This window comes from Nocardioides aquaticus (assembly GCF_018459925.1).
Classification (GTDB): domain Bacteria; phylum Actinomycetota; class Actinomycetes; order Propionibacteriales; family Nocardioidaceae; genus Nocardioides; species Nocardioides aquaticus.
On the sequence record NZ_CP075371.1, the window covers coordinates 2,152,967 to 2,173,054 of the forward strand.

Here is a 20,088-nt window from a genome sequence, read left to right on the forward strand (position 1 = left end):
TCGGAGACTTCACCTGTGCCCAGCACCGTCAAGCGCCCCTCCCTCAACGAGATTCGCACCCGCGTTGCCAAGTTCGTCGTCGCCTACAAGGACGTCAAGGGCGAGAAGCAGCACACGCAGCAGTTCTGGTCCGACTTCCTCCGCTGCTACGGCATCGACTCCACCTTCCTCGAGGGGGTCGTCTTCGAGTACCCGGCACGGCGCTCCGACACTGGCGGACAAGGGTTCATCGACGCGTTCATGCCCGGCCGCTTCCTCGTCGAGCAGAAGTCCGAAGGCAAGGTCGTCCGACCCAAGGACGGCGCCCCGTCGAACGCCGAACTGCAGGCGTACGCGTACCTCACCGGAGGTGACATCACCGAAGCACAGCGACCGCGGTGGGTCGTCACCTCCGACTTCGCCACCCTCCAGGTCACCGACACGTCCAAGAAGCGCGAAGACATCACCCGCACCCTCACCATCGCCACCCGCGACCTCATCGACCACGTCGAGGACTTCCTCTTCCTCACCGGAGAAGACACCGACGGGCTCATCGCAGCCGACCAGGCGGAGGCATCCGTTGCCGCCGCCAAGCTCATGGGGCAGCTCTACGCGGCCATGACCGGCGACGACGACACCGAAACCGACATCGAAGACGCCGAAGCTGAGGACGCCGAGACGATGGAGGCCTCCATCGTCCTGACCCGGCTCCTCTTCCTCCTCTTCGGAGACGACGCCAACTTGTGGGAGCGCGGACTGTTCCAGCGGTTCGTCAAGACCCGCACCGCCCCTGACGGGTCCGACCTCGGGCCCATGTTGGCCCTGCTCTTCGACGTCCTCAACACCCCGGTCCGTCGGCGCGACAAGCGCACCGACGAGGGCGCCCTGGCGTTCCCCTACGTCAACGGCGCGCTCTATGCCGGCCAGACCAAGATGCAGTACTTCGACCGGGCCATGCGCGACTCCCTCCTCGCCTGCTGCGACTTCGACTGGTCCCGCATCTCGCCAGCCGTGTTCGGGTCCCTCTTCCAGACCGTCAAGAGCAAGAAGGCCCGCCGAGGCGACGGCGAGCACTACACCTCAGAGGAGAACATCCTCAAGACGCTGAGGCCCCTGTTCCTTGACGACTTCCGGGCCCGGCTCGACGTTGCCAACACCAAGCCCCAGCTTGAGCAGTTCCACACCGACCTGCTCGGCTACCGGTACGCAGACACCGCGTCTGGGTGCGGGAACTTCCTCGTCGTCGCCTACCGCGAGATGCGGGCCCTCGAGCTCGACCTGCTGGTCAAGCTGCGCACCAAGCAGGGCACCGACCTCGACACCATGCTCGACCCATCCGACCTGCTCAACGTGCGCCTCGACCAGTTCTACGGGATCGAACTCAACTGGTGGCCGGCCAAGATCTCCGAGGTCGCCATGTTCCTCGTCGACCACCAGGCCAACCAGCGGATGGCGAAGACGCTCGGGCTGACCCCGAACCGGTTGCCGATCGACATCGCCGCCAACATCACCCACACCAACGCGCTCACGAAGGACTGGGACGACCTGCTGCCCGGACGGGGCGTCACGACCTACCTGTTTGGAAATCCACCGTTCTTGGGTCATTACACGCGCACAGCCGCCCAGGGTGCCGAGCTTCAGGCCGCATGGGAGGTCGCGAACGTGGGCCACCTCGACTTCGTGACCGCCTGGCATGCCAAGGCGATCGCGTACTTCGCCGACAAGCGCGGCGAGTTCGCCTTGGTCACCACCAACTCGATCACCCAGGGCGAACCGGTCCCGGAACTGTTCGAGCGCATCCACGCTCAGGGCTGGCGGATCAAGTTCGGCCACCGAACCTTCAAGTGGGCCAACGAGTCGGCTGCGAAGGAGAAGGCAGCCGTCCACTGCGTCATCATCGGGTTCACCAGGACTCCAGCCACGCGAAACGACAAGGGTCGGCTGTTCGATTACGCCACCCCAACGTCGCCGCCGGTCGAGCGCAAGGTCACGACCGGAATCAATGGCTACCTCGTGGACGCACCCCCCGCCTACGTGACGTCCCGTTCCAAGCCCCTGTCGACCGACCTGCCGGTGGTTTCGTTCGGCTCGATGGCCAACGATGGCGGCGGACTACTCATCTCGGCAGCCGACCATGCCACAGTCGTCTCAGACCAGGTCGCGGCCAAGTACGTACGCAAGTTCGTCGGTGCGAAGGAGCTCATCAACAGTCTCGACCGCTGGTGCCTGTGGTTGGTCGACCTGGAACCGTCCGATCTGGCCAAGTCCCCGGTGCTTCGACAGCGGATCGAGGCGGTGCGACAGCGGCGCGCCGCGAGCAACCGTGGAACTACCAAGGCCCTGGCCCAGACTCCGCACCTGTTCGGCGAGATCAGGCAGCCGACGGTGCCCTACCTGTGCATCCCTCGGCACTTCGCTGAGGACCGGCCCTACGCGACTGTCTCGCGTTTCGACGCAGACGTCATCGCGGGGGACGCGAACTTCACCTGCCCCGACCCCGATGGTTTCGGTTTCGGGGTCATCTCGTCGGCCATGTTCATCACCTGGCAGAAGACCGTGGGTGGTCGTCTGAAGTCAGATCCGAGGTTCGCCGGGACAACGACTTGGAACACGCTCCCGCTGCCACCGGTCAAGGACTCGGTCCGTCAAGAGGTCATCGCCGCCGGCGCAGCGGTACTCGCGGAGAGAGCCAAGCACCCCGGGCGAAGCTTGGCGGGCCTGTACAACCCGTTGGCCATGGACCGGGACCTGCTGGCCGCACACCGAGCCTTGGACAAGGTTGTTGACCGGGCATTCGGTGCCGGCCGTCGCAACTTGGCTGAGGTCGACCGGCAGGAAGTTTTGTTCGGGCGGTACGCCGAGCTCACCGCGGCTGTCTGAGCCCCCGCCCGCACCCCTGCGGACCGGGGTGCGGGTCGGACGGTCCGAGGTATGTCCTGCGCCCTCGACCTCCTCCTCGCCGGCGTTGAGCACGCCCAGAAGCAACTCGACGAGCAGACCCGACCCGAAGTCGCAACCGGTCCAGCTCGGCATCGACGTGGGCGCCTCCGACAACGGCAACCAGACCGTCGTCTAGGGATGCGCGGCGGCCGGGTGGGCCGACGCTGGGCCCATCCGGATGCAAGACCACGTCAAGCTCGCAGCGTGGGTCGTGAACAAGATCCGGGTCACCGGCGCCCACGTGGTCAACATTGACGCCACCGGTCTCGGGCACGGCCTGGTGAACCTCCTCACCGCCTACGGCAAGAAGGGCCACCACCGTTCGGGTATGCGAGGTCAACTTCGGTGCCCGCGCCCAGAACCACAAGCGGTTCCGACCGATGAGTCAGCCGCGTGGGGCACTTGAGGCGCGCCTGGGGCGGCTCGCTCTTGGGCGCGCGTGAGGCGACCCCTGGGGAGGTGGCGTCCCTGACGCGCCCGTCGAGACACCTCCCGCGCCGGAGACGGCTGAGGAGCGGATGGCGAAACTGCAGGCGGAGTTCGAGACCTTCCGGGCCGAGATGTTGGCTCTGACGGACGAATTGACCTTGCCCGCAACACCGGCGCCGGCGACCGCCTGAACGGGTCCTGTGGGCCGCACCTGCCCGCTCACGGACGGTGGCAACCGGGTCCGGTCCCGGAACCTAACCAAAGACGTACTGCACACTGACGAACACCAGACCAGCACCCACTGCTGTTCGGGGGTTCGAGCTTGTGGTGTCAGACGCGCGCCCTGAGGAGCCTGTCCTGGGTGTGGGGGTCGAACCCCCGCTCCAACGCGCCCTCATCGACGAGGCGCCTGATGTCACGCGCCAGGGTCCTCGTGAAGGTGGTCCCGGTGAGGCGCGTCAGGTCCCGGTTCGTGAGGAACGACCAGCCCTCCGCGCTGTCGCGTCCGGAGGCGCGCACCGTGTCGAGGAGGAGCGCCTCCCTGGCGAGCCTGGGTCCGCTGTTCACCCGAACGCCTTTGCCAGTCATGGGGTGACTCCGGGGGAGGGGGGTTGCAGTAGCCCGTGTGGCTGCCTGCTTCCTCTCTGGCCGTCCGGGCTTGTCAGGGGGTGACAGGCAGCGATTTCCACCAAACATCAGGGGGGACCTGAGACGGCCGAAACGGGAGCTCGGGTTGTCCCGAAACCTTCTGTCAGCAGCTGCGAGTCCGGCACCATGTCCGCCGTGCCCCGCTACACGAGCAAACTCCCCCCTTCCAGGTTCAACTCAACTACGACCCCGACGAAGACCGGTCCCCCTACTCACTCGGCCTCATCGCCGACGCCCACCGGGACATCTCCGGTGTCGCCGACTGCTATCGAGGAGTCATTGAGGTCATCTTCGACGACGCCAGGGCCCGCTTCGGCGACCATGACCCCCGCGTCATCAAGGCGTTCCGGAAGGGCTGCACGCTCGAAGAGGTACTAGCCAACACTGAGAGCGTCGTGAGGTTCGCCGCTCAGTACAAGGACACTGAGCTGTACGCCCAGAACGCCTACCAGGTGATCGTGCTGAGGGCTCTGTGCCGGCTCGAGGTCGAGGACCGTCACTCCTGGCTGCAGCTCGTACAGCAGGGCGAAGACCCCCTAGTAGCCGTTGATGTCCTACTGGCCGCGAACACCTGAGACAGGAGATCCCAATGGCAGCCGTTCAGCGCTACACCGTGACCGTGCCCCCGTTCGTTGCCCGAGCCGCATATGACCCCCGCAACGGCGACAAGCCCAACCAGATCCTGATCCACACCGGCGAGGGGGACCCCATCGACCTGTCGGGTCTCGCTGTCGCTTTCCTCGACGCGGTGGAGGACCGGACGCACAACGCGTTCAGGACCGCAGACGAGGCCATCGCGGACCTCAAGGAGGGCTACACCTTCGAGATGTTCCAGGACTTCCTGCTGATGGAGCTCGACAGTGCCGTCGCCGATGACAACTACACCCAGTTCCCGCGGCTGGCCTACCAGGTTGCCCTCATGGCGCACCTAGAACCGTTGGCTCCGTTCGAGCGGGAGGCGTGGATGGCCCAGGTGCACGCCGGCGTCGACCCCGTGACCGCAGCGAAGGCCCTACACGCTACGAACGCCTGACACATAGAACCGCCCCGGACCTCATCACGAGGTCCGGGGCGGTGTGAGTCAGGGGTGTCAGCCCTGCGAGCTGGTCAGCTCGGTGATGCGGGCCCGAAGGTCCTCGTTGCGCCGTCGCAGGGAACGGGCCAGCTCGCGCTCGGAGTCGCGACGTTTCCCGCCCTCCTTCACCAGCTTGACGATCTCGTACACGGTCGCCGGGCTCACGCTCAGCGCCTCAGCGATGTACTTGACCCGGTGCCCAGAGGCGGCCAGGTCGGCGATGAGCTCGCGGCGTGCAACACACGCCTGGTGGTACGCCTGCTCAGCCTCGAGCAGCTGCCTCTCCGCCTCATGGACCCGCTGCATCGCAGCCGGTGGAAGGGCCTGACCGGTCACTTTGAGACCGGAGGCGGTCGTGTGAACGTTGCGGGGGGTGGTGCCTTGACCGGCATGGGGACCTCCTTGGGGAAGGGGTACGAGGCCGGGGATGACCTCTTCTATTTGACCGTCCGCGTCGGGTCCCCCCTGACAAGTGGCTGAGCGATCTTTCTCGGAGTATTTTCCGGAGCTCGCCGACGCCCACCGCGGGTACGCTCACGCGGCCATCACGGCACACCGCCGCCACCAGGAGGACGCATGAAGCGCACCGCCACCGGAGTCCTCGCAGCACTCACCATCGGACTCGGGGCCCAGGTCATCGCACCCGCACCGGCGTCCGCAGACACCCCCGGCTGTGTGTCCCGGAAGGAGTACCGCAACCTCCCCACAAACGGGACCCTGACCCGAGGCCAGGTCGCGAAGCGCTACGACACCAACGGGGATCTGCTCAACTTCGAGAAGAAGCGCGGCAAGTCCTACGAGACCCGCGCGTACGCGGTTTGCACTGACGACAATTTCGGCCGTACCGAGGTCCTCTTCGTGAAGGACTCCGACAAGCCCCGCCGGTTCGCGACGAAGAAGACCGTCTTCTGGGGCTGACCGGCCACCTGTTGCGCGGCGGAACCAGGCCGGCACAGTGACAGTCAGGCCGGTACTCCTGGACGCACTGCGTACCCCGGCCCGGGGGGGCAAGAACCCTGGGGAGGGTTCCTGCACACAAGCAGCCCCGCCGCTTGACCCGAGAGGTCGCGGCGGGGCTGCTGTTCGTCCGGCTCAGAACTTGCCGTCCGGCCGGTGCTCCTCGATGAGCTGCGACAGTGGCGCCGAGCTCGCCGGCGACGACAGGCGCGGCATATCCTTCACCTCGGGGAGCGCGTCGACCTGTCCGCCGTTGGCCACCTGCAAGCGCAACGCGGCCCGCTCAGCCCAACGGGCCCGGTTCTCGGCCAGCTTGCGCATCCCGTCGATGGCGACCGGGTCGACACCCTGCGGCGCCTCCCACGGCATCCGAGACGACGCTCCCAACGGCAGGAACCGCTGGTGCTCGCCGTCCCAGGTGACCTCGACCTCGAACGCCCCGACCTGACGGCAGATGGGAGCCAAGATCCAGGTGCGCTGTCCGTCGTTGTCGATGAACTCGGGCTCACCTTGACCGCGGGCTTCGTTGCGCAGCTTCTCGGGACGGTGGGGGATGAGGAGTGCGTCCATCTCGAACGCTGCCTCCTTCGCATCGCGCAGGTCACGCTCGGAGGGCTTCTCGTGCTTCGCCTTATGCGACAGGGTCAACTGCATCACGATGATGATGAGCACGTTCAGCCTCTTCGCAACGACGGTCATCAGCTGCACCTGCCAGACCATCATGTCCCTCCTCGTGCCGTTTGTGGGCGGCGGCGGGTAGCCGGGGAACCGCTGCCGGAAGATGGCGGCCTGGGAGGGGTGGATGTGTGACAGCTGGTCGAGGATGACGATGCCGTAGCCGTGCTCCTGTACGCGGGCGTTCGTAGCGACCCAGTCCCGCATCTCGTAGGCCAGCTGCTCGATGGTCCCGGCACGGTCGATCCACTCGATGCCGAGCGCGGCGAGCTTGTCGGTGGCGTCGTCGAAGTCGGCCGGGATAGCCATCTTCTCGCCGGACCGGGTGCGGAACCCGTCGCGGATGACGCCCACGTTGGTCGAGGCCAGGGAGGAGGCCCACCGGAACATCGTGTCGGTCGGGTTGTCCTCAAAGGACCCGACGAGCAGGGGTGCTCCCTGGGCGGCGAAGTTCACCGCCAGGTTGCCGGCGAGGACGGTCTTGCCCATCTTCGTGTCGGCTGCGATGCCGACGACCCGACCGGGCTGCAGCGTCGCGCCCAGGGCGCCGTCGAGGTCCGGGATGCCGGTGCGGAACCCGACGACGCCGTACTCGTGTCGAACGGCCAGCTCTTCTTTCGCCTGCACCATGACGTCCTGGACGGTGCGGCGACCGGTGCGGTACGGGGTCTGGCCTGACTGCTCCTGGGCGAGCTGCTCCTTCGCGGTCTCGGTGGCCCGCATCCGGGTCAGCTGGCGGTGGGTCTCGTCTGCGAGGTCGAGGGACCGCATGCTCTCGCCGCTCATGCCGTGCCTCCGGCCCACTCGGCGCGCTTGTTGGACGCGATCGTCTTGATGTACGCGACGGGCTTGCCGGTGAAGTCAACGGTGGCCGAGGACTGGGCGGCGAGGATGAACCAGTAGTACCCGTCCCTCTCGTTCAGCGCCTTCGCGCCGGCGTAGCACGCCGCGTAGTCCTTGCCGGTGAGCTTGTCGCCCAAGTAGTGCTCGAGGGCGTCACCGAGGACAGCGTTGAAGAGCTCTCCGCGGACCTTCGGGGACAGGTCGGCGTGCTCCTTGGCGAGTGCTTCCGCCTCGCTCAGGAGGGCGCGGTACCCCTCGAGTCGGGTCGTGCTCGCGAACACGGCGGGGAACTCCTCACGGAACTCTGTGACGAGCTGGCGGGTGCCGAACTTGGCCGCCCCGGCTGCGTGCTGGCTGGACGGGCGGGGGGTGGCCCCAGCGGTCGGGGCCTCTGTTGCGGGGGCACTGGAACCCTCCACGGGGGCTGCGCTGCCCTGGGGGGCATTCTGTGGCTCCTGGACCCCCTCCTGGGCCTGCTGGTCCCGCTCGTCGACGAACGGCACACCGGCGTCACACGCCGAGCAGCCGACGGTCTTCTCGAAGTGCCCCTTCGTCGTGTGGTGGTGCCAGCGCACGAGCGCAGCAGCCTGCTGTCCGGTCAGGTCGGTCTGGTAGCGGGCCCACGACCGAATGAGGAAGTAGCCGGGGTCGGTGGTCGGCACGAGGTAGTCCATGTCGACGAGCTCGCCCATCGCGGCCTGCACCTCGTCGACCGAACCGAAGCGGGCGTGCAGCTGGACCTTGCGGGGGTTGGTCGGAACGAGTCCGCCGGTCCCCTGGTCGGCTGCGTACAGCAGGACCACGACGGCGAGGAGGCGGGTCGCCACCGAGCACAGCAGGAGGTCATCGTCGTTGAGCATCGCGGTCTGCAGGGGGACCCAGCCCTGGCTCTTGCTGATGGTCTTCGAGGTGCTCACAGGGTCACCGCCGGGGAGGTCTCGATGCGCTGACCTGACGGGCACTCGGCGGTGGGACGGACACGGGTCACGACGATGAGCCCGTACGCCTCAAGGTCGCTCAGCGCGTAGTAGACCGAGCGCACGGAGCGGTCGAGGGCGTTGGCGAGCTCCGCCTTCGTGGCGGTGGTGGGCCCGCCGGCGACGAGGTGCTCGAGGAGCAGGTGCTGCGTGGTGACCGGGGCGGTCTGAGGGGTGTGGGGGGAGGTCATGGGGGAGGGGTTCCTGGCCCGTCCGGGCCCCCTGCGGTAGGGGCTGTGCATCTCCGGACGAGGTAGACCGTCCGGGCGCTTGCAGTGTGTGCAAGGGGTTAGATGCGCCAGGCTCAGGGGGGACCTGAGAGGTGCCAGGAAACCGGCACCCTGTCACTCAACTGGCGGCCGGCGAGGGGCGTCAGGAGGGCCTGCGGGGGTAGGTCCTACCTAACATTACCGAGCACTTACCCAAGCTCTAAGTAAGCCGCAAGTAACGAGTACCTACAGAAGAGAACAGAGTAGAAGAGACAAGACCAGAAGAGATTTCTTCCGGCCCCCAGCCGGGACGAACACGCCCCAGGACACCCACCGAATGGCATCGTGCCCACATGAACCAGTGCATCGACTGCCAACAAGACCTCCGCGGAAGCGTCCTCACCGCTGCCTGGGAAGACGGCAACAACGAGTCCGCCTACGTCACCTGCCGCCACTGCGGAGCCGAGAACATCAGGTCCGGGTTCGGCGGCGACGACTAGACCCAGACGACCCTGACAGGTGTCAGGTCCCCCCTGAGGTTTGCCATTGTCCCCACCAACCAGGCCCACACAGTGATGTGCAGGTGCCCCGTTGGAAGGACACCACATGCCCCTCAGCCGGGGGACTGAGAGGACCGGCCGTTAGGCCCAGCTCCCCGGGGATGGGGAGTAAGAACCACCACAGCAACACCACCGCGAACCCGTCCTGAGCCAGTCTCAGGACGGGTTCGTTCTGTCCCCGAACCCGTGCCCCAGAGCCCCCCGTTCCGGGCCTTCAGGTGTGACCCGCCACCACACACCTGGGAGCACTCCGTGGCCACCAACACCCCCACCGCCAACCGCGTCATCGCCGAAGCCCGCAAGCACGTCGGGTTCCGCGAGACCTACTCCGGAGGCCACTGGGTCAACGGTAACAAGTTCGCAGCCATCGCCGGCCACGCCAACGGGTACGCCTGGTGCGCGACCTTCGTGTGCGCCATCTACAAGCTCGCCGGCGTCGCAGGACTCATTACCACGCCCTCCGCCGGAGTCGACCAACTCTCCGTCGGGTTCAAGAAGGCCGGCCGCTGGTCCGAGTCCCCGGCCATCGGCGCGGTCGTCTTCTACGGCACCCCCGCCGACCTCAACCACACCGGCATCGTGGCCAGCTACATCGGCGACACCATCACCGCCATCGAGGGCAACACGAACGACACGGGCAGCCGTGAGGGCAACGGGGTCTACGTGAAGACCCGTCCCCGCCGGGGCTCCGGGACCGCCGTCGGGTACGGCTACCCCGCCTACCCCGAGGGCATCGTGTCCGCTGACCCTGCCTGGGCCGACCGCGGTCCGAAGGGCCCCGGCGCCCCGTCTACCCCTGCCAACGGCGCGACCGTCAACATCACCCGGGCCCTCCGCGCGAAGACCTGGAAGGGCCAGGCGGCGGCTCTCCGACTCGTCACTAAGTACGGCTCGGAGAAGGCGCAGAAGGCCGCCGAGGCGGCGCTGAAGACCGGTGCCGCCCACGCCAAGGCCATGGACGCTCCGCGGGCCGAAGAGCGCAAGTGAGCACCTACACGGGCCCCAGCCTCGTCATCTGGCACGGCAACGGGCACAACGAGATGAGCCTCGTGCAGTACGTGAAGGACGCCAACGCGGACTCCTTCGCGTGCAACGAGGCCCAGAACCTCCTCACGCCCCTCCGCGACATCGAGGGGCACCGGCTCACGGTTGCCGGCCGCGGGTGGACCGAGGACATCGGGCGGGCGAAGTCGACCTGCATCGTGACCCGCAACGCCCACGAGAACCTCGGTAAGCTGACCCGAAAGGTCTCCGAGCGGGTCCCGTCGGTCATCAAGGTCGCCCCCGGCCGGGTCCTGGTCGCGTCGTTCTACGCGCACCCTGTCGCGACTGCCCTCGGCATGGAGGGTGTCGCGCACTTCGCACTGCACCCCGACGCCGGCCCGTGGCTGCGTGAGGACGACGCGTCGCATCCCGTCGTGCGGGAGTACAGGGAGGCGCTGAACTCGACCCGAACCCACATGAAGGCAGCCCGGGACGACGGGTTGCTGCCCATCCTGACCGGCGACCTCCAGGTGGGTGCCGGTCACCGCAAGGCGTGGGGTCCTCGTCCGCAGCTGGCGAAGCCCCTGGGCCTCGGTGTGCGTGTCGTGGGCATCGACTGGGCGCTGTTCGGGACCCGCGTGGTCCCGGTGGCGTTCTCGACGCGCCGGCTGTTCGACCACACCGGTTTCGTCATCTCGTTTCGTCCCCGGGAGGGCTGAGTCATGGGCGACGGCGACATGCTGCTGTCCCGCATCACGGTGACCCGCCACATCGACGAGGACGGGCAAGACCTCTTCGGCTACGAGGCCGAGGACGGTTCCGGTGACGAGCTGTCCATCGTGGAGATCTTGGGTCTGCTCGAGCTGGCAAAGGACACCGCCCTGCGGTCTGCGATGGGGGAGGACTGACCTATGGCTCGCGAGGTGCCGCTCGTACCTTTGACGGACTGCCCGAAGTGCGGTGAGACGCACAACAAGTGCCACGGTCACACGTCGGCTGGGAAGCCGTGCAGCAGTCCCGGCCGCCGAACGGTGGGGTCATGTGTGCGCGCCGGCATGGGGCGTCTGCGAGCAGGTGAAGAAGGCCAACGAGCGTCGGGTGGTGGAGGCCCGGGTGGCTAAGACCCTGGCCGAGTTCTACGACGACGCTGACGCCGAGGACCTGTCTCCGATGGAGCTGTACGCGCTGGCTCGGCGTGGTGAGTCGGCGAAGTTGCGTGCTGTGCGGCAGATGGTGACTGCGGAGGAGGTGGACCTGTCGGCTGGGCTGTTGGAGCTGATGGATCGTCTGCACGCGGGCGCTGCTCGGGTCGCGAAGATCGGGATCGACGCGAACGTCGGGGAGAGGCAGCTGGCTTTCGCTCAGGAGCAGGCGTCACTGCTCGGTGCGGCGTTCGCCGGGGCGCTCACTGACGGTAAGGCGGACCCTGAGGTGGCGACCGCGGTGTTGTCGGCGTTGGGTGTGCGGTTGCGGGCACTGGGCCTCTGAGGTTCAGGGCCCCAGCAGGACGGCTACCAGCAGGATGGACGACATGCCTGTGGCGAAGATGCCGAACACGAGCCGGTTGTAGGTCTTCGCGGCGTGCGTTGAGGGTTCGCCACCGTCGGGTGACTGCCACACACGGAACAGGATCCGCACCTCCGTCCAGTGCCGGATGGCGTTGGGCAGGACGAGCAGGAGTCTCATGCTGCTGGCGAGGACGATGAGGGCCACGATGAAGATGGCGGGGTCCCGGTTGGCGAGGCCGGCGAAGACGGCGACGAGGTAGATGACGAATGCCGCGATGAGGGCGGACACGGTTCGGGTGTAGATCTCGCGGTAGAGGGATGCTTCGGTGTGCCAGTTGCGAAAGGTTCCCCAGGCGTCGGCTTCGTGGGCGTGGCGGGACACGCGGGGGAGTGTAGGTGTCGGGTCCCCCCTGACGCCCTGGTTCCTCGCATGGTGGCGCCTGGGTGCACAAACCAGGACCGTCTGTCGGGTGGCGCCAACAGGGGCTGTCCGTCCAAGCAATGACGTCGCTCAGTAGCAAGCGTGTGCTGAGTAGCAGCGGGGTGAGACGCCCCGCGCGGCCTATCAGGAGACCGGACGCGGTCACCGCCAGGACCCCCGCACAGAACAGGCGCTTCACGGTGTCGACGGTGCGGGGGTTTCCTGTGTGCACCCGGCCGGCGGGTGGAACCATGCGCCCCATGCCCCCCAAGACTCACTACCTCTACGCCGTCGGTGTCGACTACCCCGACAGGAACCTGACCGACCACAAGGTGAACCGCCTCTGGACCAAACTGTCCACGGCCATCAACGAGAAGCACGACAGGGCACGACGCGGCCCCCACCCGGTGCACGCCTACCGGGCCGAACTCGTCTGGGTTGAGATCGACGATGACGGGAACCCCGTCGAGCACCCCGAGGCTCCTGCGAGGCGGGACGACCGGGGCCTGTTGGGCGACGCGCTTGGTTCCCTCGACTGATGCCCCGGCCGACCCGGCACGACCGGCCAGTCAGCGTCCCGAACCCCGTCTGGTTCGGTCTCGCCAAGACCGGGATCTACCACGGCGACGCCGAGTGCCCCGCCATCGAGAGCAAGCTCGCCACACGGCCCAACTACGCCATGGGCTGGGTCTACGAGCTCGACCGTGCCACTGGCGTCGCCTACCTGTGGGAGTGGGGCATCAACGAGGTCGCCGGCTGGACGCGCCTGGCTGACTTCCCGAAGTTCGTGGGGACGTTCGCACCGAAGTTGAACCTCCGGCTCGAGGAGTGGCGGCCCTGCATGCGGTGCGGGTCGCTGAGGTCGGACGGCACCTATGCGGCGAAGAAGCGCCAGGAGGTGGCTCCGGTGGTGTGTACCCGGTGCTTCCTGGTGGGGTGTGACTGCTCCGACTGAGTGCCAGGTCCCCCTGAGTTTTGGTGTGGGAGAGGGCCCCGGGGCTCGTTGCTGCACAGGGGTAGGGCGCGGACGGTCAGTGGTGTCGGCAACCCCCAGCCGGCATCCCCTCACCCCAGGAGCCACCATGCCCAAGCCCTTCCGCGTCTCGTTCGCCACCAGCGAGCTCGTCGAGTCCGCCGCGCACGCGCTCATCACCCAGGAGCGCGAGACCTGCACCCCCGGGGTCGCCGTCCTGGCCGCCTACATCAGCCAGCTCGAGTCCGAACTGGACGAGGAGCGACACGAGCACCGCAGTACCTGCGACCTCCGACGAGCTGAGATCGAGCGGGTCGCGGCCCTCGAGATGGAGCTGCGAGAGCTCCGCGACGACCGCCGCCGAGAGCTCCTCTCCGCCGCCGACGGGTTCGACCCGGCCAAGCCCGCCGTGGCCTACGCCTACGACACCCGCATCAAGTCGCCCGCGCTCATCCTGGGCCTGTTCCCCGACGAGGACGCCGCCCGGGAGTGGGCAGAGGAGCACCTCGTGGACGACGAGTACACCAGCTGGGGAGTCGCAGACATTCAGCCGGTGAGGTAGCACGGGACAAACGCACGCCCCTCCGCACTCCGTGGAGGGGCGCTGTCGTGCACTCCAGAAGCTCACTCGATGAAATAGGCCTCGTCGTCGAACTCGTTGAGTGTGTAAGACGGCACGTCGCCGGCATACTCGTCCCAGTCGTTCTGGAGGTTGACCCTCATCTCAGGACCTGTCGTCCAGGCGTCTGCGTCCATGCCCATGCCGGCCATGCCTTCAGCCGCGGACGATTCCAAGCGCTCGACGGGCAACTCGGCGGCGGCGATCCAGAATTCGCCACCGGGTTCAGCGAAGTTGACTCCGAGCTCGGCCTCGTTCTGCTCGAAGTACTCAAGACACACTGAGGTGTGTTCGGCGTCGGTCACTGCGGGGACCCGCTCTACCCCTTCGCGGTCCTCGGCGCCGTTGAGAGGGACGCTGCGGAAGGCGCAGGTCGCCTCTGGGTCGCCCGCCGCCATCGCCTGGATGTAGCCGTAGACGGTCTCGGAGGGGTCTGCGGAGGCCTAAGTGGGGGCATCAGCAGCAGGGACGAAGTCTTCGGAACCACCACCTGACTCGTCGTCGCCACCGCACCCGGTCAGGGCCAGTGCTGCGGTGCATGCCAGGACGGCAAGGGTGGTTCGGGTGGAGCGCATTCGGGCGGTTCCTTCGTGGGGGTTTGGGAGGTGGCCGACCCAGGTGTGCCTGGGGTGACAGGCGGGACAGTAGGTACTCACCGGCGTGCGCGCTGGGAGACCGCCAGTTGCCATCACGACTGTCCAGACCGGTTCCTGCGGACCGCCCGGGGTCGGGTAACTTCCTGCCTCGTCACTTCGGTGACCGCGCTGCCGGACCCTATGCCGGCCTGGCGCCAGCAACGCCCCTCCACGGCCCTATCCGCGGAGGGGCGTTGTGCTTCCCCGGCGTGCTTCCCAGGTGCACACTGACCCACGACCGCGGCAACCTTGTCCGGCACACACCCGTGGGGGAAGCAATGTCGTTCCTGTCCAAGCTGCTCGGCGCCGTCAGCTCCACCACCGACACAGCCCCGTCAGCCGGGTACGACATGTGGGCCCGGGAAGAGCTCGCCCCCGGCGAGTACGTCTTCACCTGCGGCGAATGTGACGGGAAGGGCGAGGTCGAGGTCGGTGACCGCGACTACGGCGACTTCGACGTCATCCAGTGCGAGGACTGCCACGGCGACGGCGAGTACGGCGTCGATGAGGAAAAGGCCGACGAGCTCATCAACGACCTGGGGTTCGACCCCCTGCGTAGGCCGTGAGCCCTGGGGTGTCTGGTCCCCCCGGAGTGGACGGGTGGTTGGACCACTGCGCCCCCAGTCCCCGGTCGCTACTGCGGCTGGGTCGGGCACACGCACCCGACTGCGGTGGCATCGTGGTCGCAACACGCGGCACGCACTGACCAGCCGGAGCGAAGGATGACCGATGAGGACAAGCCCGTGGTGGCCGCCAACGGTCTAAGACAGTGGTTTGTCGACGGCCAACGGCATCGCGAGGGCGGGCCAGCCCGCGTGTATCGGGACGGCGCCAGCGAATGGTGGTTGGAGGGCGAAAAGCACCGCATCAACGGCCCTGCCGTCGACGACCCGCTCTGCGGCGACCCCGAGTTCTGGGTGCACGGCGATCGGGTGCCGGATGCCGAGTGCCTCGTGGGTGTGCCGGAGCGCCTGGTCAAGCAGGTTCTTCGGTTGTGGACCCGGGACGGTGTCTCGGTCGCTGAGCTACTTGCAGGTGTCACCGACGCGGACACCTGAGCGTTCGTATCCTCCGGGCCAAAGATACGGAAGGCTTCGGGTGCACCCTGGGGCCATGAACCCGCCAGCCGAGGCCCGTGACCCCCTCAGTGCACGGGACCGGTTGAGCCTCGCCCGCGTCCCAGACGCCGACCTCGACGCCACCGTCGAAGCGTGGCTGCCCCGGTGGATCTCGACGGCCCGCACCATCCTCGAGTACGGCGAGGAGGGCCTGGTGGACGGTCTCGTGGAGGAGCAGGCCGTCGCGGTACTCCTCCTCGCCCGGCAGGTGCGCCGGCTCAGCCAGACAACAGTCCGACCCGCCGGACAACTTCCGCAACCGCCTGCGGACACCACCGGGACCGTGTGACCGTGACCCGTGCGCACGACCCCAGCCCTCATCACCCTCGCCCTCGCAGCGACCCTCACCGCCTGCGGTCAGGACGACGGCACCGTGACAGTGTCCCCACCGCCGGCGACCGTCACGGTCACCGAGGAACCCATCCTCACGGACCTGCCGCCGCCGGAACCTCGTCTGCTGACACTGGATGAGGTGTGCGAGGAGTACAGCGACTTCTCGCACCTGGTCGACGTGGAGTACTCCGACTCGCTTCTCAACCACGTCGACCGCATTGACGAACTGATAGCCAACGCCGACAGCTCAGTCCGGCAGACCTTCGTGCCGGTCCGGGACGCCTACTTTGACGTGTTCGCAACTCAGCACACGACAACCAAGTGGTCGCGGGCGCTGGGGCGCACGATCATGGTCGAGGACAGGGTTCTGAAGGCCTGCTACGGGGTTTCCAACTTTGACAAGTAGCCGGCGTGTCCTGACAGGACCGGACCGTCCCAGGTATGAACCCCACCGTCGTCACCGCGTTCCTCCGCGGCCTCATCCCGCCCCGCGACCGCAACCTCATCTACGCGGCCTTGCTGGCCTTCGCGTTCGCCGTGTGGCTTGCCGGAGAGCTCGGTGTCACCGGCGTCGGGTCCGTCGACCTGGCAGCCCTCGAGGGTGTCGTAGCCAAGCTCGCGGTGCCCGTCTCCGCGCTCGCCGTCATCAACCCGGCCCGAGAGACCTACGAGCCCAAGCACGCCGCCTGATGGTGACCCCTCGCATCAGCGTCGAACCTCGTTACGCACCGACCGCCGTCGTCTCGCGGGGGACACTGCCGCCCGGCATGGCTAAGGCAGTCCGCGAGCGGGCCCGGAAGAACCACGAAGGCAAGCACCCGAGCTGGCTTTCACCCGTTCTTTGATGCCCGCGGCCATCCCGGCCGCCCCGCAACCACATAACGGTCGTGGTCTCAAAGGTCGAAGAGCGACCCGCCGGTAGCGCGGTTGAACTGCTGCTCGGTCCGCACCTCGGGGCTCGGCTCGACGTGGGGCGCCTCGTCGAGTGCGGCCTCCCGCGCGGCCAGCTCGGCTCGGCGCCTGCGTCGATACAGCTTCAGGTCAAGCTCGACCGCCGCCGAGACCACCATCCCGGCCGCTAACACTGCGGGAAAGAACCACACGACAAGGGTGAAGAGCAGTGCCTGAGAGTCCGTGGCGTTGATGGTGTTGGAGGTCCAGTCGGTGTGCGCGAAGGCGAACCAGTAGACCGCAATGAACGCGACGGTGCCACCGATGGCTCCGAGGACGCCTGACCAGGTCATGCCGCCGATGGTGGCACCGGTGGCTGGCATTGTCTTAGGAACGGACGAAGCCCCCACCCGGTCTCGGGTGGGGGCTTCGTGGTGTCTGGGGGTCAGCTGGTCGCGGCGTAGAGGGCACGCAGTGCGGGCTCGCGCTCCTCGCGGGTGCCGGCGTTCGCAATGCGCTTGCGGAGCTCGTCTGCCACGAGGGGAGCCCAGGTGGTGTCGCCGCGGTAGTGCTCGGCGCACTCGATGACCGCGTCGAGGCTGAGGAACGCGAGGCACTGGCGGGCGTACTCGACGGTCATCGTCATCGGGACGGTGGTCGGGGCGGTGGGGCTGGGGGCGAGGGTCATGGGGTGTCCTTGGGGGAGGGGTCGGCTGGCGGTGTTCCGTCTGCCTGTACCGGGGACCGTCCGGGCGGACGCACCCCCTGCCAAGTATCCGCAGGGGAGTCAGTCTCAGAACCCCGGCAGACGCGCGTCCCCTCCACCCTCGAGCTCAGCCAGCTCAGCCTCGATGAGGTCCCGCGCCTGCTCCAACCCGAGCACCAGGTCTTGGCCCAGCTCCCACCGCTTCAGCAGCGCCTCCTCGGTCATCGCCAGAGTCATGCGGAGCAGTCGGGTGTGGTCGTTGGGGGAGTCGTCCATGACCGCCACCGTGCCCGGACCTCGGCTCCCATCAGAGGCCTCAGTTCTCGTGCCACGCCTCGTCCGTCGGGACTACCGCAGCCCACACCGCCGCTAGGTCCGCCTGCGCCTGGTCCGCAGCAGCCAACAACCACCCCAAGCTCTTCACCGGGAACGACTGCACCTGGTGCTTGCCCCGCTTCACCGTCGACACATGCACCACCTGCTCGTCCAACCGGACCCGGTCGACGAACCCGTGCGCCAGGTCGTTCCGCAGCCGGTAGAACCGCCTCAGCACCTCAACCAGGAGCGGCCACCGACCGTCCAGGTCCCTCTCCTTGAGGAGATGGTCCAGGTGACGCAGACGGTCGTTGACCGACAGTCGCGACACCACCTCAGAGCTCAACCACAACCCTGCCGAGGCGTCCCGGGCGTGTGCGTCCGCCAAGACCTCGTCCAGGGCCATCTCGATCCTGGTGGCCCGCTCGAGGACCCGGGCCCGCATCCGGTGTGCCGTCGTGGTCGCCGGCGCCGGTCCCAGCAGCTCCTCGAGGACCGCCTCAGCGTTCGGCTCTTGGTCGTCTGTGCTCACGCCGGGACCATACGGGCGCCCGGGCGCACCTAGCTGCCCTCAGCAGCCCCCGCCCGGACGGTAGGGAGCAGGAATTAGCCCCTGAAGCCCTGCCGTGCGCAACCCCGGCCACCTGCCGACACCCCGAACCATGGACCGCATCGCTGCGGTCATCATCTGCGTCGCCCTGTGCACCCCGGCAGCCATCGGAGGGGCATGGGTCATCACACGACTCGAACGAGGCGATGACCAGGTCGGGTGCGCCGTCACCCTCGCCCCCGATGGGACACTGACCGGGTACGGGTGCCCGGGCCAGCCGACAACGCCGGCGCCCCTCCCGGTCGGGACCGTCCTCGCGTGATCGAGTCCAGGAAGGTCTCCGGGCGCGCGCTCATCGCCCGCCTTCACATCCTCGAGATGCGACAGCACCGTGCCCAGCCCTGGGTGCCTCAGATGGTCGAGGTCGTCCGCCGGGACCTCCTCGGCAGCTACCACGACCACGAGCTCGACGCCGCCTACGACAACGGCACACAGCTCCTCGACCCGCTCTCCCCGGAGGACTTGGAGTTCGTGTTCGACGAGGGGTGCCACTACTCGATGACCGGGCAGACCTCCGAGGAGCTCCTGACAGCTGCACTGGACGACCAGGACAAGCGCCGGCAGGCAAGGTCCCTTCTCACGGTCCCGGAGCCCGGTGAGGTGGACGAAGACGAGTTCTGGACCCTGTTCTGACCCCTCGGCAGGCATTGTCAGGGCCCCGGCGGAGGGCACGGTCGGCCGCATGACCAACGACCAGGCGACCCTCCGTGTCAGCGTCTCGACCGACGACGACGGGACCGTACGCTGGCACGCCCAGCTGCTCGTCGACCACGACGCGCTCGAGCTCCGACGCCCGTGGATACACGAGCCCCTTTTCATCCGGGCCGAGAACGCCCCAGAGGTCATCGCCAGCATGGTCGAGCTGACCGCGAAGCTCGGCACGATGAGCCCCGAGAACCTGCAGCTGTTCGAGAAGCTACGGATGCAGCAGCTCGCCATGCACCCGTTGGTGACTGCGAACGCCATCCTGGCCGCCGACGGGCCGGTGAGCGCATGATCGTGCTGCTGCACGGTGACGGGCAGGGGTCCGGCCTCCTAGTGTGCGGAGAACCGTGCTCGGAGTCCGTCGTGGCACTCCTGGGCCCCGACTTGGTCCTCGATGTGCACCCGGGGACACCGGAGCCGTGGCGGGACTGCTCGCACTGTGCGTGGTGCGGCACCAGGACCAGCAAGCCGGCTGGTGGGGCGTGCATCTTCCACGGCCCAGAGTGCCCGGACCGCATCCTGCAGCACACGGTGGCTGCGGCGGTGGTCGCGCTGCAGGCGGGACGGACGGTGGCGACAGACGCGGGGTGGCGTGCCCTGGGGCGGGTCCTGTGGGCCTCGGAGCAGAGGAACGGGCACGTGGATGCGGTGTGGTGTGTGGAGATGCTGAGGGGCGCCCGGGAGGACTGAGCACAACGACGAGGACCCCCGTCCGGTGTGGGCGGGGGTCCTCGTCAGGGGTACTTACGAAACCACGTCGGCCCAGGTCAGGGGTCCGTCATCTCGAATTGCCGGGGGCCAATCACACCGTTTTAGCGAACTGACCCACACTTTGCTCGACCCGTTGAGCCCCTCGAGCCGCTGAACGGCTTGGCGCAAGAGGGTCGAGCGCACGGCGTGGCCCCCCGTCGCGCCAGCGCGACCAGCCAGACTGGTCGCGTGAACTTCTTCTCGGGTGGCCCTTCACCCTGGAGCTTT

30 protein-coding genes are annotated in these 20,088 nt (G+C 67.6%); 19 read left to right on the forward strand and 11 right to left on the reverse strand.

Going from position 1 to position 20,088, the window contains the following annotated elements; all coding sequences use genetic code 11:
- Positions 1-15 precede the first annotated feature (15 nt).
- Positions 16-2,859 (forward strand): DNA methyltransferase, encoded by a 2,844-nt coding sequence (locus tag ENKNEFLB_RS10370; RefSeq protein WP_214059103.1) that lies wholly within the window; start codon positions 16-18, stop codon positions 2,857-2,859.
- Between the two features lie 819 nt (positions 2,860-3,678).
- Here the strand turns inward: ENKNEFLB_RS10370 and ENKNEFLB_RS10375 are convergent.
- Positions 3,679-3,936, reverse strand: coding sequence for a hypothetical protein (locus ENKNEFLB_RS10375; protein WP_214059104.1), 258 nt, complete (start codon positions 3,934-3,936; stop codon positions 3,679-3,681).
- A gap of 455 nt (positions 3,937-4,391) precedes the next feature.
- Between ENKNEFLB_RS10375 and ENKNEFLB_RS10380 the strand changes: the two genes are divergently transcribed.
- Positions 4,392-4,571, forward strand: a complete 180-nt coding sequence (locus ENKNEFLB_RS10380; protein ID WP_214059105.1) for a hypothetical protein — start codon at positions 4,392-4,394, stop codon at positions 4,569-4,571.
- Between the two features lie 14 nt (positions 4,572-4,585).
- Positions 4,586-5,029 (forward strand): hypothetical protein, encoded by a 444-nt coding sequence (locus tag ENKNEFLB_RS10385; RefSeq protein WP_214059106.1) that lies wholly within the window; start codon positions 4,586-4,588, stop codon positions 5,027-5,029.
- Between the two features lie 57 nt (positions 5,030-5,086).
- Here the strand turns inward: ENKNEFLB_RS10385 and ENKNEFLB_RS10390 are convergent, their stop codons facing one another.
- Positions 5,087-5,377 carry a helix-turn-helix domain-containing protein gene (locus ENKNEFLB_RS10390; RefSeq protein ID WP_214059107.1) on the reverse strand — a complete coding sequence of 97 codons (291 nt, stop codon included), beginning with the start codon at positions 5,375-5,377 and terminating at the stop codon, positions 5,087-5,089.
- Between the two features lie 270 nt (positions 5,378-5,647).
- Here ENKNEFLB_RS10390 and ENKNEFLB_RS10395 point away from each other — a divergent pair, with 270 nt between their 5' ends.
- Positions 5,648-5,989 (forward strand): hypothetical protein, encoded by a 342-nt coding sequence (locus ENKNEFLB_RS10395; protein ID WP_214059108.1) that lies wholly within the window; start codon positions 5,648-5,650, stop codon positions 5,987-5,989.
- Between the two features lie 174 nt (positions 5,990-6,163).
- Here ENKNEFLB_RS10395 and ENKNEFLB_RS10400 read toward each other — a convergent pair whose 3' ends face one another.
- Genes ENKNEFLB_RS10400 through ENKNEFLB_RS10410 form a run of 3 tightly spaced genes read right to left on the reverse strand, consistent with a single transcriptional unit; the run spans position 6,164 to position 8,714 of the window.
- A complete protein-coding gene (locus ENKNEFLB_RS10400) occupies positions 6,164-7,489 on the reverse strand; it encodes a DnaB-like helicase C-terminal domain-containing protein (protein ID WP_214059109.1) in 1,326 nt (441 codons plus the stop codon).
- On the reverse strand, positions 7,486-8,463 hold the full coding sequence (locus ENKNEFLB_RS10405; protein ID WP_214059110.1) for a hypothetical protein: 978 nt from the start codon (positions 8,461-8,463) through the stop codon (positions 7,486-7,488). The genes ENKNEFLB_RS10400 and ENKNEFLB_RS10405 overlap by 4 nt, the downstream gene beginning before the upstream one ends.
- On the reverse strand, positions 8,460-8,714 hold the full coding sequence (locus ENKNEFLB_RS10410; protein ID WP_214059111.1) for a helix-turn-helix domain-containing protein: 255 nt from the start codon (positions 8,712-8,714) through the stop codon (positions 8,460-8,462). The genes ENKNEFLB_RS10405 and ENKNEFLB_RS10410 overlap by 4 nt, the downstream gene beginning before the upstream one ends.
- A gap of 371 nt (positions 8,715-9,085) precedes the next feature.
- Between ENKNEFLB_RS10410 and ENKNEFLB_RS10415 the strand changes: the two genes are divergently transcribed.
- The 5 genes from ENKNEFLB_RS10415 (at position 9,086) to ENKNEFLB_RS10435 (ending at position 11,764) form a co-directional block, all read left to right on the forward strand.
- Positions 9,086-9,232, forward strand: coding sequence for a hypothetical protein (locus ENKNEFLB_RS10415; RefSeq protein ID WP_214059112.1), 147 nt, complete (start codon positions 9,086-9,088; stop codon positions 9,230-9,232).
- Positions 9,233-9,544: 312 nt separating this feature from the next.
- The gene (locus ENKNEFLB_RS10420; RefSeq protein WP_214059113.1) at positions 9,545-10,279 is read left to right on the forward strand and encodes a CHAP domain-containing protein; all 735 of its coding nucleotides are present in this window, start codon (positions 9,545-9,547) and stop codon (positions 10,277-10,279) included.
- Positions 10,276-10,995 (forward strand): hypothetical protein, encoded by a 720-nt coding sequence (locus ENKNEFLB_RS10425; protein WP_214059114.1) that lies wholly within the window; start codon positions 10,276-10,278, stop codon positions 10,993-10,995. Before ENKNEFLB_RS10420 ends, ENKNEFLB_RS10425 begins: the two co-directional genes overlap by 4 nt.
- Positions 10,996-10,998: 3 nt before the next feature.
- Entirely contained in the window at positions 10,999-11,184 is a 186-nt protein-coding gene (locus ENKNEFLB_RS10430; RefSeq protein ID WP_214059115.1) for a hypothetical protein, read from the forward strand.
- Between the two features lie 166 nt (positions 11,185-11,350).
- Entirely contained in the window at positions 11,351-11,764 is a 414-nt protein-coding gene (locus ENKNEFLB_RS10435) for a hypothetical protein (RefSeq protein ID WP_214059116.1), read from the forward strand.
- A gap of 3 nt (positions 11,765-11,767) precedes the next feature.
- On the opposite strand, the gene ENKNEFLB_RS10440 is transcribed toward ENKNEFLB_RS10435, so the two are convergent.
- Positions 11,768-12,166 (reverse strand): hypothetical protein, encoded by a 399-nt coding sequence (locus ENKNEFLB_RS10440; RefSeq protein WP_214059117.1) that lies wholly within the window; start codon positions 12,164-12,166, stop codon positions 11,768-11,770.
- Between the two features lie 299 nt (positions 12,167-12,465).
- On the opposite strand from ENKNEFLB_RS10440, the gene ENKNEFLB_RS10445 reads away from it, so the two are divergent.
- The 3 genes from ENKNEFLB_RS10445 (at position 12,466) to ENKNEFLB_RS10455 (ending at position 13,740) form a co-directional block, all read left to right on the forward strand.
- Positions 12,466-12,744 carry a hypothetical protein gene (locus ENKNEFLB_RS10445; protein ID WP_214059118.1) on the forward strand — a complete coding sequence of 93 codons (279 nt, stop codon included), beginning with the start codon at positions 12,466-12,468 and terminating at the stop codon, positions 12,742-12,744.
- Complete coding sequence (locus tag ENKNEFLB_RS10450) at positions 12,744-13,160, forward strand: hypothetical protein (protein WP_214059119.1); 417 nt, start codon at positions 12,744-12,746, stop codon at positions 13,158-13,160. Before ENKNEFLB_RS10445 ends, ENKNEFLB_RS10450 begins: the two co-directional genes overlap by 1 nt.
- A 127-nt stretch (positions 13,161-13,287) precedes the next feature.
- The gene (locus ENKNEFLB_RS10455) at positions 13,288-13,740 is read left to right on the forward strand and encodes a hypothetical protein (protein ID WP_214059120.1); all 453 of its coding nucleotides are present in this window, start codon (positions 13,288-13,290) and stop codon (positions 13,738-13,740) included.
- A 62-nt stretch (positions 13,741-13,802) separates the two neighbouring features.
- Here ENKNEFLB_RS10455 and ENKNEFLB_RS10460 read toward each other — a convergent pair whose 3' ends face one another.
- A complete protein-coding gene (locus tag ENKNEFLB_RS10460) occupies positions 13,803-14,195 on the reverse strand; it encodes a hypothetical protein (RefSeq protein ID WP_214059121.1) in 393 nt (130 codons plus the stop codon).
- 515 nt (positions 14,196-14,710) lie between these two features.
- Between ENKNEFLB_RS10460 and ENKNEFLB_RS10465 the strand changes: the two genes are divergently transcribed.
- The 5 genes from ENKNEFLB_RS10465 to ENKNEFLB_RS10485 all read left to right on the forward strand — a co-directional run bounded on the left by ENKNEFLB_RS10465 (position 14,711) and on the right by ENKNEFLB_RS10485 (position 16,573).
- Positions 14,711-14,998 carry a DnaJ-like cysteine-rich domain-containing protein gene (locus tag ENKNEFLB_RS10465; protein WP_214059122.1) on the forward strand — a complete coding sequence of 96 codons (288 nt, stop codon included), beginning with the start codon at positions 14,711-14,713 and terminating at the stop codon, positions 14,996-14,998.
- A gap of 156 nt (positions 14,999-15,154) precedes the next feature.
- Positions 15,155-15,490 (forward strand): hypothetical protein, encoded by a 336-nt coding sequence (locus ENKNEFLB_RS10470; RefSeq protein WP_214059123.1) that lies wholly within the window; start codon positions 15,155-15,157, stop codon positions 15,488-15,490.
- A gap of 55 nt (positions 15,491-15,545) precedes the next feature.
- Positions 15,546-15,839 (forward strand): hypothetical protein, encoded by a 294-nt coding sequence (locus ENKNEFLB_RS10475; protein WP_214059124.1) that lies wholly within the window; start codon positions 15,546-15,548, stop codon positions 15,837-15,839.
- A 9-nt stretch (positions 15,840-15,848) separates the two neighbouring features.
- Positions 15,849-16,289, forward strand: coding sequence for a hypothetical protein (locus ENKNEFLB_RS10480; protein WP_214059125.1), 441 nt, complete (start codon positions 15,849-15,851; stop codon positions 16,287-16,289).
- Positions 16,290-16,324: 35 nt separating this feature from the next.
- A complete protein-coding gene (locus ENKNEFLB_RS10485; protein WP_214059126.1) occupies positions 16,325-16,573 on the forward strand; it encodes a hypothetical protein in 249 nt (82 codons plus the stop codon).
- A gap of 203 nt (positions 16,574-16,776) precedes the next feature.
- Here the strand turns inward: ENKNEFLB_RS10485 and ENKNEFLB_RS10490 are convergent, their stop codons facing one another.
- The 4 genes from ENKNEFLB_RS10490 to ENKNEFLB_RS10505 form a co-directional block, all read right to left on the reverse strand.
- Positions 16,777-17,127, reverse strand: a complete 351-nt coding sequence (locus tag ENKNEFLB_RS10490) for a hypothetical protein (RefSeq protein WP_214059127.1) — start codon at positions 17,125-17,127, stop codon at positions 16,777-16,779.
- A 92-nt stretch (positions 17,128-17,219) separates the two neighbouring features.
- A complete protein-coding gene (locus ENKNEFLB_RS10495) occupies positions 17,220-17,462 on the reverse strand; it encodes a hypothetical protein (protein WP_214059128.1) in 243 nt (80 codons plus the stop codon).
- A gap of 105 nt (positions 17,463-17,567) precedes the next feature.
- Positions 17,568-17,756 (reverse strand): hypothetical protein, encoded by a 189-nt coding sequence (locus ENKNEFLB_RS10500; RefSeq protein WP_214059129.1) that lies wholly within the window; start codon positions 17,754-17,756, stop codon positions 17,568-17,570.
- Between the two features lie 40 nt (positions 17,757-17,796).
- Positions 17,797-18,201 (reverse strand): hypothetical protein, encoded by a 405-nt coding sequence (locus ENKNEFLB_RS10505; protein WP_214059130.1) that lies wholly within the window; start codon positions 18,199-18,201, stop codon positions 17,797-17,799.
- A gap of 462 nt (positions 18,202-18,663) precedes the next feature.
- Here ENKNEFLB_RS10505 and ENKNEFLB_RS10510 point away from each other — a divergent pair, with 462 nt between their 5' ends.
- Together ENKNEFLB_RS10510 and ENKNEFLB_RS10515 are read left to right on the forward strand one after the other, a co-directional pair.
- Complete coding sequence (locus tag ENKNEFLB_RS10510) at positions 18,664-19,038, forward strand: hypothetical protein (protein ID WP_214059131.1); 375 nt, start codon at positions 18,664-18,666, stop codon at positions 19,036-19,038.
- Between the two features lie 49 nt (positions 19,039-19,087).
- Complete coding sequence (locus tag ENKNEFLB_RS10515) at positions 19,088-19,402, forward strand: hypothetical protein (RefSeq protein WP_214059132.1); 315 nt, start codon at positions 19,088-19,090, stop codon at positions 19,400-19,402.
- The last annotated feature ends 686 nt before the right edge of the window (positions 19,403-20,088 follow it).